We start from the raw sequence: 12614 nt of genomic DNA on the forward strand, positions 1-12614 counted from the left end.
GGTGCCCTGTTCGGCCAGCTTGGCCTCGACTTGCTCGCGGGTGGCGTGGTCGATCCAGCCGGGCAGCTGGTGGAAAAAGCGGCGAATCACCGCCACCTGCCCGACGCCAAGCTTGCCCTCGCGCTGCGCGGCGGCTGTCGACGCCAACACCGGCGGCAACCGCTCGCCGGTCAGGGCTTGCCGGGGCCCCAGATCTGCGGCCTCGTTGATGCGCCGGGTAGCTTCGGCGCGGCTGATCAGCGTCCGTTCGGCGATCGCATGGGAGAGCTTGCCGCCCAACTCTTCCGGGGTGGCCTGGCGGCCCAGGGAATTGATCAGCCGATGCTCAGCCGCCGGTAGCCGGCGGCGCAGCCGCTCATAGCGCTCCAACAAGCCCAATTGCTCAGGGGACGTCAACGCCTCGAAGTCGAATCCGGCCGTATCGTCAAACGCGGCATCCAAGGTATCGAAGGCCGCCGTCAGCGCCTCTCGATCGACAACCCCGTCCGGACTCATACCGCCAAACTAGGCCGGCCCACCGACAGAAAACGTTGACTTGTGACCATTGGAACCAAAGTGACACAAGAAATTTCAGCCAGCGAGGAGACCGGCCTCTAGCTCCCGTCGAGCCACGGCACGGCCGTGGTCAACACATCGGCGCCGTCGGCGGTGATGGCGACGGTGTCTCTGCGGAAGACCGCCCCGACCCCCTCCTGCCACACGTAGCCGGTGATCGCCAGCACCATCCCGGCCTCGAGTTGATCGTGTTCGCCCGCGGCCCAAAGCGTCTCGGATACCACCGGCGGGTCGAAACCTAATCCCAGACCATGCCCGACGGGCATCGGGGGTACCGGCTCACCGGCCGCTGCATAGGCGGCGAGCAGCTCATGGGTCGACGCACCGGGACCACACGCCGCAATCATCTTGTCGTACAACGCCTTTGACCGGTCGAATAGGTCGCGCACCGGTCCGTCGTCGATGCCGCCGGCGGGGCGGGTCCGGCCCACCTCGGCGACATAACCACCCGTCAGGGCGCCGGCCGCGAATGCGACAAGGTCGCCGGACCGCACCTCGGTATGCGCTGCAGCGCGTCGCCACGGGTGTTCCCGCGAGGTCACCCAGGCGCCGTCCTGGGTGGCCGGCGTGCTCACTCCACCCGCGGCCATGGCCTCCAGCAACGCCCCGGTCAACGTCCGCTCGGACACCCCCGGCCGTAATTCGCCGACAGCAGCGGCGAGTCCGGTCTCGGCGACGCGGAGCGCCTCGCCGATCGCGGCGATTTCATCGGCCGTCTTGATGCGGCGCGCCGCGCGCATCGCAAGCTCGGCGTCGACGAGCTCGGCACGCGGAAACGCGTCGGGCAACAAGGCCGCGAAAGTCGGTGTGAGCGCATCGGTTCCGACTCGGCGCGCCGCTTCGGCACCGTCGATCTTCTTCAGGACGTCGATCAGCGTCATCGGATTCCACGCCAGCCCGTACAGGTGGTCGTGGCCGATCTCCTCGGGAACTCCTTCGTCGTCGGTGCTGTTGAGGTAGATGTCTCCGGTCGCGCGCACCACCACACACATCGGACCGAACGGTCGTGTCCCGGCAATCCACAGCTGCGGGGCTCCGGTGACGTAACGAATATTGGCCTGCCGGCCGAGGACCAAGATGTCGAGGTTGTGGGCGTCCATCTGGGCCAGCGCCCGCTCCCGGCGTCCGGCCCGCAAGGCCGGCGCGTCGGCCGAAACTTCAGTCGCCATAAGGGGAGTAGGGGTAGTCAGTGATCGGGGTGAAGCCGTCTTCGTTGATCACCACGATCTCTTCACTGCGGTAGCCGCCGGTCCCGTCCTCCCACACCACCGGTTCCAAAACCAGGACCATGCCGGGCGGAAAGACGAAGTTGTCGTCAAATTCCGCGCCGAGATCCGTTCCGATCATTGGGGTTTCGGCGGGGTAGGTACCGATACCGTGGGCCAGGTAGAAGTGCGGCAGCCACGGCTTGCGGCCACCGTTGGCGGCAATCGCCGCCCGCGCGAGATCGCCCGACGTCGCACCCGCTTTGGTCACCGCGAGCACGGCGTCCAGAATGTGTCGCCACTGACGGAATTGATCTTGTTGCTTCGGTGTGGGTTGCCCGCCGACGATCCAGGTGCGGCCGAAGTCCGAGCAATACCCGGCATAGGTGATGCTGATGTCGGTCCACAGCACATCGCCGGCGGCCAGTTCGCGATCGGTGGGCAGCAGCGGCAGCGCGAGATCGCCGTGGGTCGTCCATACTCCGGCTTCCCGCGAACTCGGCATCACCTGCCAGATCGCCTCCAGCATGTTGGTGGTGGCGCCCAGCTCGAAAGCGCGCCGTACCAGCGTGGCGGACAGCTCGGTCTGCCGCACTCCCGGCGCCAACGCCCGCTGCACATCCACGATCGCTTCTTCGGTGATGCGGGACGCCCTGCGCAGACAAGAAAGCTCATCGCGCGTCTTGACCAACTGCGCCGCACCGACCACGATCGCCGCATCCGTCGGCGCGCCCGCAGGGAAGAGTTTTCGTGACGCGCGGCGCATGGCGCCGGTCAGTTCGTCGACGGCGATGCTCGCTCCCGCGGGGACCAGTTCGGCCAACTCGGCAGCGAAATGCTCGACGCCCTGGTCGAATTCGAGGTAGGCGGGGCCGTGCAGATGGTCCTCGGGCACCGGTGCTTCCGCGTACCCACCGCTGCGGAACGGCATAAACAGGTGCGGATGTTCGTCATCGGCCAGCACGACCGCCACCGGGCGCTCTACGTGCGACAGGCCCGCATCCAAAAGCGGCCAGCTGACACCGGTCGCATACGTGACGTAGCCGTTCATCAGGAGGATCAGTGCGTCGATCCCGTGGTCGGCCATCGCCGACCGCAGCCGCGTTCCGGTCTCCGCGCGCATGCGGGCGCAGTCCGGCTCATCAGGAATGTCGATGACCGAGCCGCGGGCGGCGAGAGAGTTTGCCATCGGTCAATAGGATACGCAGACGGGACCGCCGGGTAATAAGGTGAAGCGCGTGAATCCGCTGCAGCGGGTGGCGCGAAATCCAGCGGCGTACCGGCGGCTGTTGTTGCCGGGACGGGCCATCGCCGAGACGCTCGAATCGCTGCTGCGCTTCGCCAGCGGTGGCCGGGTCGGGGTCCTGGACCTCGCCGGGCTGCCCAACGTGCAGATCACGACCTCAGGCCGCAAAACGGGCCTCGCCCGGACGGCGACGGTCCAGTACGTCCCCGACGGGGACGGCATGGTCCTGGTCGGCTCCAACTGGGGCCGGGAGTGCCACCCGTCGTGGTCGGCGAATCTCAAAGCGACAGAACGTGTCATCGTGCGCCGGCGCGGCCATCGGTTCGTCGCGAAGGTGCGGCTGCTCAGCGGGATCGAACGCGATAGGGCCTGGGCCACGGTCGTGGCGCACTGGCCCAACTACCAGATCGCGCAAGATCACGCCGAGCCGCGCCAGTTCAGGCTGTTTCGTCTTACGCCGGCGCCGTGATTCAGGCTGAAGCGAGCGCGTCGAAGATCAGCTTGGCGTAAGTCGCCGTGCGCTCCGAACCGAGGATTCCGGGTCCCATCTTGTTCATGACGTACGCGACGGTGGCCCGCCGATCGGGACACATCAACACCATCGAGCCGCCCCATCCACCCCAGAAGCAGATCTTCTTGTCCGGAACATAGGGGAGGGCCTCGGTCCCGGCCAGTCCATATCCGAGGCCCCAGCGCAGCGTCGCCGGTATGACGAGGTCGGTCCCGTTGGCCTGCTCGTCGAAAATCATCTCGACGGTCTCCGGCCGCAGCAGTCGCACGCCACGGGCCGTGCCTCCCAACGAGATCGCCGACAGGATCGCGGCCAGCGAACGCGCATTCCCGTGGCCGTTGAGGGCGCCCATGTCGGCGTCGCGCCAGGCCCGTGTGTTCGCGGCGTCGGCGTTGGGCGGTGGGCCGCTGAACGTCTTGCGCATCGGGCTCTCTTCGGGCAACAGGTCGAGTGGCAGCTCGAGGGGGGGCGGCGCGATGACCTCGGCGATGCGGTCGTAATCGGCGGGCGCGGCCCCGATCTGGAAGTCGGCGCCAAGCGGGCGGGCGATCTCGTCGCGGACGAACTCCTTGAGCGTGCTCCCGGTGACCCGCCGGATTACCTCGCCGATGAGATGGCCTTGATTGTGCGCGTGGTATCCCGAGGCCGTGCCCGGTTCCCACCAGGGCGCCTGCCGGGCGAGGGCCGCGGTCGACTTGTCCCAGTCGTACATGTCCTCGGTGGTGAACGGTAGGTCCCAGCCGGATACCCCCGACGTGTGCGACAGGATGTGACGAATCTCGATGTCCTGCTTGCCATTTGCGGCGAACTCCGGCCAGTACGCGCGGACCGGCGCGGCCGGTTCGATCAGGCCGCGGTCGATGAGCATCAGGGCGGCCAGGCTGGTGACGGTCTTCGTGGAGGACCACACGTTGACGATCGTGTCCTTGGCCCAGGCGGTTGTCCGCGCGGCATCGGTGAAGCCGCCCCAGATGTCGACGACGGATTCGCCGTCGATGTCGACGGCGATGCAGGCGCCGACCTCTTCACCGGAGACGATGTTGTCGGCCAGAGCGACCAGGACTTTCTCGAACCGCTCGTCGCAGTGTCCGTGAATCGCGTCCATGGCTGTTACCGTAACCCGCTTGCGCCGTTCAGATCGCGGCGAAGTTAATCCGGCGCAGGCTTGCCCCGTCCGGGCGACAATGGTCGCCATGACGGAGTCCGCGGCGCTGTGGGGCAAGCGCGACGACATGATCGTGCGCGGGCGTCTGCCGTACAACGCCGAACCACCGGCCGCAGTGTTGGCGCGCAGCGACGTCACCCCGATCGACGCGTTCTACGCGCGCAACCACGGCCCGGTCCCCGACATCTCGCCACTGCAATGGCGACTGAGGGTGGGCGGGTGCGTGGACGAGCCGCTCACCCTGACGTACGACCGGCTGACGACGGATTTCGACCGGCACAGCGTGGTGGCGACGCTCGCGTGCGCCGGCAATCGGCGTGCCGAGATGCTGCGGGTGCGACCGATCCCGGGCAAGGACCCATGGGCGCACGGGGCGATCTCGACCGCGCGGTGGGGCGGGGTACGCCTGGCGGATGTCCTCGCGGCCGCGCGATACCACGATGATGACGGCCTGCACGTCGCATTCGAAGCTCCGGACGTCGCCGAGGAGGCCCGGCCGGTCCAGTCCTACGGCAGCTCGATCCCGCTGAGCAAGGCGCTGTCAGGGGAAGTGCTGCTGGCGTTTGAAATGAACTCCGAACCGCTTCCGCGCGCCCACGGCGGTCCGGTTCGCGTCGTGGTGCCCGGGTATGTCGGCGCGCGCAGCGTCAAATGGGTCACGGGCATCCGGGTGCAATCCGGCCCGTCGGACAACTACTTCCAGGCCCTCGATTACCGCATCCTGCCGCCGGAAGCCGATGCGGATACCGTCGGGCCGGGTGAGGGCATCCCGCTGTCGTCGCTCGCGCTCAACTGCGACATCCTCGAACCCACCGACGGCGACCAGGTACCGGCGGGTGAGCTGACCATCCGCGGCTACGGGATCGCCGGCGACGGCCGCAGCGTCGAGCGCGTCGACGTGTCGATCGACAACGGGATCACGTGGCGGCAGGCCGATCTGCGCCCGGCGCCCAGCAAATGGTCGTGGCGGCCGTGGTCGCTGAGCGTCGACGTCGAACCGGGGCCCTTGCGCATCGCCGCGCGCGCCTGGGACGACACCGGTGCGTTGCAGCCGGAATCGGTGGCGTCGCTGTGGAATCCGCGGGGATACGGCAACAATGCCTGGGCCGTAGTCCCCGTGTCAGTCGCGTGACGGACGGCGACGCCGGCTTAGCCGCCCAGCCCCTTCTTGACGGCTGCATCCTGCTTCTGGGCGACATCGTTGACGAAGTCGTCGGGCGGCAGTGAGTCGGTCGGCCCATAGAACTCGAGCGTGACGAACGCCTTGCCCTCGGTGAACAGCAGGATCAACACGCCCTTCGACTTGTCCGGGGCGTTCCCCGACAGCGTGGTTGCGCCGGTCCCGACGTTGACGGTCCCCGTCTGGGGGTCTTTGATGTTGGCGGCCAGGCCCGGCTTCGCCGCGTTCAGCGCATCGGTAGCCGCTGCGGGGTCGCTCAGCACCTGGATGGTGTCTTTGATGACGTGGCTGTTGTCTTGGGTGCTAAACGTCGTGGCGACCCCGGGTTGACCGTTCGGGTTGCTCACCGGCGGGCTGCCGTTGAACTGCACCGGCGCGTTGATGTCGGTCGCCTGGATCAACAGCCCGGTGTAGTCGCTGGGCTGCGCCGGCGCCGACGAAGCCGGCGCAGAGCTGCTGGTCGAGGTGGCAGACGTGGCCGACCCCGACTTCGTCGTCGACGTGGGCGACGACGTCTTGTTTCCGCCGCATCCGGCCACCGACACCGTCAGCGCCGTTGCCGCGGCTACGGTCGCGACCACCGTCCGGGAAATCCTCATCGCACCATGCTCCTTCCGGGTTGCCTGGGGCGACGCACTCGACTTCGTCCGCCCGAAACGCACAGTACAGTGCGCGCGTCGATCGGGGTCCCGGTGAGCCGGTTACTCCAGCTGATCCCGCAGGGATCGCAGGGTATTGGCCAGGATGCGCGAAACCTGCATTTGTGAGACGCCGATTCGCTCCGCGATCTGGCTTTGGGTCATCGATTCGAAGAACCGCATATGCAAAACCTCCCGCTCGCGCTGCGGCAGGGCGGACACCAGCACGCGCACGGCTTCCCGGTTGGTGATGTGGTCGATCTGGGGGTCGATGGCGCCGATCGCGTCGGCAACCAGACGTGGCTTGCCCGAGCCATCACCCACCGGGGCGTCCAGGGACTCCAGCTGGTAGGCGTCGCCGGCAACGAGGCATTCGATGACCTCCTCGCGGGGGACTCCCAGCGCGTGCGACAGCTCGGAGGCGGTAGGCGCTCGCCCGAGCGTTTGGACCAGGTCAGCAGACGTCCTGCTGATCTGGATGTGTAGCTCGCGCAGCCGGCGCGGCACCCGCATGCCCCAGCTGTAGTCGCGGAAATAGCGCCGGACCTCGCCCATCATGGTGGGGATCGCGAAGCCGATGAAGCTGGGTCCCTTGGCCGGGTCGAACCGGTTGATGGCGTTCATCAGCCCCAGGCGTGCAACCTGGGTCAAGTCGTCGAGGCTTTCGCCGCGGCGCCCGAAGTGCCGGGCCACGTGGTCGGCCAGGGGTAGGCATCGGGCGACGATGCGTTCGCGCTGCTGCCGGTATTCGTGCGACTCGGCGGGCAGCTCGCTCAGATCCAGGAACATGCCGACGACGTCGTCGTATGAATCGTCGGATTGTGTGGTCGTCGATCGGTTAGGGCGGGGTGGAGCAATTACGTCGATCATCTGCTGAACCGCCTCCTGCAGACTCAGCTTGTGGTGAAGACGCAGACGCGCGAACAGGTTTGCACCGCACACACTCCCTCTGAGCGTGCGCGGCGAGACTGTGCGCGCAGTCGTCCACCACTACACCCGTTTCAACGACGGGTCGGTTGTCAACAGCGCACCCGGTACTGAGGGGAAGGTGGCGAAAGCGATATCGCCGTAGCCACGCATGCCCAGCAGCCGTGTGGGCTGATTGGCCGCTTTGAGCTAAACGGCGACGTGTCCAGAACGGACGTCGCCTTTGATAGTACCTCTCATGGCATGAACCGGCGATCGGGCACCCGGGTCGATCTTGAATACGAGTAGATCTTGCGCACGCGTAAATCATGCGGTAAGCACCCACAACGGTGCGTCGGAACGCATCTTTGTGCTGATTGTGGAATGGGTGCCATGAGTGATCGCGACCTGCTGACCGGGCGTGGCGCGGTGGTCTCCGGCGGCAGCCGCGGCATCGGGCGCGCCGTCGCCGAACTGCTCGGCAACCTCGGCGCCGGCGTGGTGGTCAACGGGCGCGACGCCGGCCCGGTGCGCGAGACCGTCGCGGCGATCACCGCATCGGGAGGACGGGCCACGCCGGTGGTCGGAGCGGCCGACGACGAGCGCATTGCGGAGGCCCTCGTCGACGCATGCACGAGGACATTCGGGCGACTCGACATCCTGATCAACTGCGCCGGCATTGCCGAGCCGACCGGTTCCTCGATCCTGACTATCGCGCCCGAGGAGTTCGATCGGCTAATCAGCGCCCACCTCGGCACGGCGTTTCACACCTGCCGAATCGCGGCGCGTGTCATGGCGGCCCAAGGCCACGGGACGATCGTCAACACCAGTTCGGTGGCTTTCCTCGGTGACTACGGCGGCACCGGTTACCCGGCGGGCAAGGGCGCCGTGAACGCCCTGACCATCGCCATCGCCGCGGAACTCAAAGCCCACGGCGTGCGGGCCAACGTGATATGTCCCGGCGCGAGGACACGGTTATCGACCGGCGCCGACTACGAAGCGCACATAGAGGACCTGCACCGGCGCGGGTTGCTCGACGAGATAACCATGCGGGCGTCGCTGGACAGCGCTGCGCCGGCGTTTGTGGCCCCGCTCTACGCCTACCTCGCCAGCGACCTGGCCCGGGACGTGACGGGCCAGATCTTCGTTGCCGCAGGCGGATTCGTCGGCCGGTTCGATCGCCCGGCGCCGCGCGTGTTGGGTTATCGCGACCATCGCGACGCCGAACCGTGGTCGATTGCGCAGCTGCACAAGATGATCGGCGGCGACTAGGCGATCAGCGGGAAGACCACGAGTAGCGCCCCGTAAGCGACGGCGATCACCGTCGCACCTGCCAGGCTGATCCGGCCCGATGCCCCGTCGATGGGGTCAAGCCAGCGCCGGAAGGGCCGAGAAGCGGCCGGGACGAGCACCCACTGCAGCAACGCGATGCTGATCACGTTGCCGACGAACATCGACAGCGACTGGCCGACGCCCAGACGGCTCAGCACCGGCGACAGCCACGTGGCGAGCACCATGACGGTCGGGTAGAGGCACAGCAGCACCAGCATCGCGGTCTTCCATCCCGGCGTAATCCTGGTGTGCCCCTGGTCAATTCGGATCGTCGACCCGAATGGGGCGTTGTGCGGAAGCTCGGCGAAGTCTCGGGTCAGTTTCCCCCGCAGGCGGGGCAAGGCTTCCCGCCGTTCCGGCGAGCCGACCCACGCCGCCAACTGTTGTGCTGTACGGAACCGCAGCACCGACATCCACTGCCCCGCGGAATCCGCCGGAAAGACGGCGGTGCCTTGGTATCCCGGAAAGACGGAGCTGCTGCGAGTCAGATCGCCCTGCGCGGCAGTGAATTCGGATTCGCTTCCGGCGGCCACGCTGTGCAGAAAGATACCGACGTTGCCGGGCGGTGGTTCACCCTCGACAAGGATCAGGTCGGAGGTGCACCGCCAGCAGCTCTGGGCCTCGCCGTCGCTGAGTACCGCTCGGCGTTCAGGGCCGTCCAGCCATGCGTCGAGCCGATCCGCACTGTCGAACGAGACCTCGACGGCCCAATCGAGCCGGTTTCCTTGAACCGATTCGCGCGCGCTTACGTATCCAAGGGAGTGACGGGCGCACGCTTCGTACGCGGCTACCCACCGGCTGAACCGCTCAGGGTTGGAGGGCGGATGGAAGATCGTGATCGCGGAGGCCCCAGCAGACATACGAGCTGTCTACCACCACCGAGACGGCCGCTTCGGGTCCTTGTCGTCGGCGCCGGCGTCAGCGGGATCTCGGTCGCCAGGGGATTGCTGCGCGACGGCCACGATGTCACGGTTTTCGATCAGCGCACCGACACACGGGCGGGCGGCGGCGCCGTGACCATCTGGTCCAACGGCGAGACCGTGCTGCGACAGCTCGGCGTTGACATGGACGGCGCCGGTCAGCTGCTGTCCAGCGTTCAGGTCATGACCTCACGCGGGCACCGCATCGCCAACCTCGACGTGACCACGATGGTGAAACGGCTAGGCGCGCCCGTCCGGATGGTGCCACGCCAGGTCCTCCTGGAAAGGCTGCTGGCCGGCTTCCCGACCCATCGCATTCGATGCGGCTCCCGCGCGGCGGGGATCGCCACCACATCCACCGGCGTGCGGGTCGAATTCGAGGACCGCACGGCGGTCGAGGGCGACTTGCTGATCGGCGCCGACGGCCTGCATTCGATGGTTCGCGATGTGGTCGGAGCGCAGACCGCGCGGCCGACGGGGTGGTGCAGCTGGCAGGGACTCGTCACGGTTCCGGAGCTACCCGACAAGGGCGTCGCGCTCATCGTGATCGGCGCACAAGGGAACACCGGCGTGTGGCCGGCGGGCGGCTCCGCGGTGCAGTGGTGGTTCGATCTGCCGTGGTCGGACGGCTTCGTGCGGCCGCACCGTCCGATCGAGGTGATCCGCTCCAACTTCACCGGCTGGTCCGATGCGGTCGACCTGGTGCTGGCGAAGTTGACCGACGAAGACCTGGCCGGCTCGCCGTACCCGCATTTTCGGCATCCGATTCCCGGTCCGTTGCACGCCGGTGCGGTGACGTTGCTCGGCGATGCCGCACACACCATGCCGCCGACGCTCGCTCAGGGAACCAACCAGGCCCTGCTCGACACCATGGTGTTGTGCAAGGCGCTGTCGGATTTCCGGGCGAACGGCGGCCGCGACCTGTCCGCGGCGCTGCGCAGCTACGAGCACACCAGGCGACGCCGAGTACGGGCCGTATCCCGCGTGGCTTCGCTGCAGGTCGCCCACGGCGAGTCCGTGCTGCGACCGGCGACCTGGATATCCGATCGGTTGCATACCTGGACCCTGACGACGTTCTTGCGCTTGACCAGTCATCGCCGGATGTCGGCGGAAATCGATCGCCGCCTCGGCGCCCCTTACCCGGTCGCGGCATGCCATCCGTGAACGAGCCCCTCACCGTTCGGGGCGATTTCGACGCACCGTCGCGCTGGCTCTGGCTCGTCAAGTGGTGCGTGCTGGCCGTCCCGCATTACCCCATATTGATCGTTCTGTACCTGGTGTATCCACCGCTCACGCTCGTTGCCGGCGTCGCGATCCTGTGCACCGGACGGTATCCGCGGCCCATCTTCGACTTCAACGTGGGAGTGCTGCGCTGGTCGTGGCGCGTCATGAATTACCGGTTCCCGATGAACAGCACCGACAAATACCCGCCCTTCACCCTCAAGTCCCGGCCGGACTACCCGGGCGACCTCGAAGTCGACTATCCGCAGCGGCTGACCCGATGGGCGGTCCTGGTCAAGTCGTGGCTGCTGGCGCTCCCGCAGATACTGCTGTGCTGGGCGATGGAACCCGTGCTGCAGGTGCTCACCGTCATCGCCGCGGTGACGCTCTTGTGCACCGGGTCGATCCCGTCGGGAATGTTCGATCTCCTCATGGGCATCGTTCGGTGGCGCTACCGGGTGGCGGTGTATGTTTCGTTGATGAGCGACCAATATCCGCCGTTCCGAATGGATCTAGGTAGTCGATAACGCGCGCTAATCCGTTGTTCCCCTACGTATATCGGTTTGGTCAGCCAATCTTCGACCGGCTTTTCTACAACCGATATCGTCGAGCGGCGATCGCCCACGCGACCGGCCGGCTGCTCTTGGTCGGTCTCGGGCCCGGGGCCGACCTGAAGTTCCTGCCGCCCGCGGTGACCTCAGTCGCGGCGGTGGAGCCGGTGGCCGCGTTCCGGCGGATGGCGTCGCGGCTCGCCGTTCGCCGGGGCGTTGCGGCCGACATCGTCGACGGGGCCGGCGAGTCGATCCCTTTCGCGGACAACAGTTTTGACTCGGTTCACCTCGGGCTGGTGCTGTGCTCGGTGGACAATGTGGCCGCGACACTGAGCGAGATCCGGCGGGTGCTGGTGCCGGGCGGCAGGTTGGTCGTCCTCGAGCATGTCCGCGGGGACGGTGCCACGGGCAGGTTGCAGGACCTGATCGCAACGCCGTGGTCCTGGGTGGCCGGGGGGTGCAAGCCGAATCGCCGGACCGGCGAGGCTATTGCCGCGGCCGGGTTCGATATCGCGGGACTGCGCGCCGTCCGGACCCCGGTTCCGTTCCCGTGCAAACCGCATCTGCAGGGATTCGCCACGTTGGTGGACTAACCCGCTACTCGACACTTACTGCGTCGATGATGTTGAGCCGCGCGGCGCGCCGCGCGGGCGGTGCCGAGCCGAGCAGGCTGATCGCCACCGCCCCGAGGGTGAAGGCAAGGGCCGTGGAGCTGGGCCGGAAGGCAACCTGGAAATTCATCATGTCTCCGCTGACGAGGCTGAACAGCCACTGGTCCGCACACCCGAACGCCAGGCCCAAAGCGCCGCCGACGACGCCGATGCCCGTCGCCTCAACGAGCACCATCTGCAGCGTGAATCGGCGGCTGGCGCCCATCGCCCGGAGCACGCCGATTTCGCGGCGCCGTTCGAGTACCGACAGCGTCAACGTGTTCAGCAGTGCCACTGCCGCCACGAGGACGACGATGATCCAGACGGCGTTGGCGATGAACATGCTCTGGTGCATCGGTGCCTCCAGGCCGGCCAGCTCGGCGCGACCGTCATAGACATAATTCGGCGCGGGCACCGCGCGGCGGACGTCGGCCAATAGGTGGTGCGGATCCGCGCCCGGGGCGGCGGCGATCTGCAGTGCCGTCGTTACCGGGCGGTCGAACCACGCCCGCATTTGATCGAGGCCCATCCCGA

The 12614-nt window shown here is 67.2% G+C and carries 14 protein-coding genes; 6 read left to right on the plus strand and 8 right to left on the minus strand.

Annotated elements, in window-relative coordinates; genetic code table 11:
• The 3 genes from A5736_RS00010 to A5736_RS00020 all read right to left on the minus strand — a co-directional run.
• Positions 1-495, minus strand: a 495-nt coding sequence (locus tag A5736_RS00010; protein ID WP_139333028.1) for a DUF222 domain-containing protein, incomplete at its 3' end; no start/stop codon positions are given.
• A 98-nt stretch (positions 496-593) separates the two neighbouring features.
• Positions 594-1724: a Xaa-Pro peptidase family protein gene (locus tag A5736_RS00015; RefSeq protein WP_076243832.1), complete on the minus strand. Its 1131-nt coding sequence runs from the start codon at positions 1722-1724 to the stop codon at positions 594-596.
• On the minus strand, positions 1714-2949 hold the full coding sequence (locus A5736_RS00020) for a Xaa-Pro peptidase family protein (protein WP_076243833.1): 1236 nt from the start codon (positions 2947-2949) through the stop codon (positions 1714-1716). The genes A5736_RS00015 and A5736_RS00020 overlap by 11 nt, the downstream gene beginning before the upstream one ends.
• Before the next feature lie 49 nt (positions 2950-2998).
• On the opposite strand from A5736_RS00020, the gene A5736_RS00025 reads away from it, so the two are divergent.
• Positions 2999-3475 carry a nitroreductase family deazaflavin-dependent oxidoreductase gene (locus tag A5736_RS00025; protein ID WP_076123106.1) on the plus strand — a complete coding sequence of 159 codons (477 nt, stop codon included), beginning with the start codon at positions 2999-3001 and terminating at the stop codon, positions 3473-3475.
• Between the two features lies 1 nt (position 3476).
• Here A5736_RS00025 and A5736_RS00030 read toward each other — a convergent pair whose 3' ends face one another.
• Positions 3477-4622 (minus strand): serine hydrolase, encoded by a 1146-nt coding sequence (locus A5736_RS00030; RefSeq protein WP_076243835.1) that lies wholly within the window; start codon positions 4620-4622, stop codon positions 3477-3479.
• Positions 4623-4710: 88 nt separating this feature from the next.
• Here A5736_RS00030 and A5736_RS00035 point away from each other — a divergent pair, with 88 nt between their 5' ends.
• A complete protein-coding gene (locus A5736_RS00035; protein WP_076243843.1) occupies positions 4711-5814 on the plus strand; it encodes a sulfite oxidase in 1104 nt (367 codons plus the stop codon).
• A 17-nt stretch (positions 5815-5831) separates the two neighbouring features.
• Here A5736_RS00035 and A5736_RS00040 read toward each other — a convergent pair whose 3' ends face one another.
• The gene (locus A5736_RS00040) at positions 5832-6461 is read right to left on the minus strand and encodes a hypothetical protein (protein ID WP_076243836.1); all 630 of its coding nucleotides are present in this window, start codon (positions 6459-6461) and stop codon (positions 5832-5834) included.
• 102 nt (positions 6462-6563) lie between these two features.
• Positions 6564-7370 (minus strand): SigB/SigF/SigG family RNA polymerase sigma factor, encoded by an 807-nt coding sequence (locus A5736_RS00045; RefSeq protein ID WP_076243844.1) that lies wholly within the window; start codon positions 7368-7370, stop codon positions 6564-6566.
• Positions 7371-7799: 429 nt separating this feature from the next.
• On the opposite strand from A5736_RS00045, the gene A5736_RS00050 reads away from it, so the two are divergent.
• Positions 7800-8678, plus strand: coding sequence for an SDR family NAD(P)-dependent oxidoreductase (locus tag A5736_RS00050; protein WP_076243846.1), 879 nt, complete (start codon positions 7800-7802; stop codon positions 8676-8678).
• Here the strand turns inward: A5736_RS00050 and A5736_RS00055 are convergent.
• On the minus strand, positions 8675-9598 hold the full coding sequence (locus A5736_RS00055; RefSeq protein WP_083667082.1) for an antibiotic biosynthesis monooxygenase: 924 nt from the start codon (positions 9596-9598) through the stop codon (positions 8675-8677). The two genes, A5736_RS00050 and A5736_RS00055, sit on opposite strands and share 4 nt — an antisense overlap.
• Between A5736_RS00055 and A5736_RS00060 the strand changes: the two genes are divergently transcribed.
• Genes A5736_RS00060 through A5736_RS00070 form a run of 3 tightly spaced genes read left to right on the plus strand, consistent with a single transcriptional unit; the run spans position 9563 to position 12023 of the window.
• Positions 9563-10822, plus strand: coding sequence for an NAD(P)/FAD-dependent oxidoreductase (locus A5736_RS00060; protein WP_076243838.1), 1260 nt, complete (start codon positions 9563-9565; stop codon positions 10820-10822). The genes A5736_RS00055 and A5736_RS00060 overlap by 36 nt on opposite strands.
• Positions 10810-11406 carry a DUF4389 domain-containing protein gene (locus A5736_RS00065; protein WP_076243840.1) on the plus strand — a complete coding sequence of 199 codons (597 nt, stop codon included), beginning with the start codon at positions 10810-10812 and terminating at the stop codon, positions 11404-11406. The genes A5736_RS00060 and A5736_RS00065 overlap by 13 nt, the downstream gene beginning before the upstream one ends.
• Positions 11403-12023, plus strand: coding sequence for a class I SAM-dependent methyltransferase (locus tag A5736_RS00070; protein ID WP_076243841.1), 621 nt, complete (start codon positions 11403-11405; stop codon positions 12021-12023). The genes A5736_RS00065 and A5736_RS00070 overlap by 4 nt, the downstream gene beginning before the upstream one ends.
• Positions 12024-12027: 4 nt before the next feature.
• On the opposite strand, the gene A5736_RS00075 is transcribed toward A5736_RS00070, so the two are convergent.
• The coding region (locus A5736_RS00075) for an ABC transporter permease (protein WP_139333029.1) at positions 12028-12614 on the minus strand (587 nt) is incomplete at its 5' end.

This window comes from Mycobacterium sp. SP-6446 (assembly GCF_001954045.1).
Taxonomy (GTDB): Bacteria; Actinomycetota; Actinomycetes; order Mycobacteriales; family Mycobacteriaceae; genus Mycobacterium.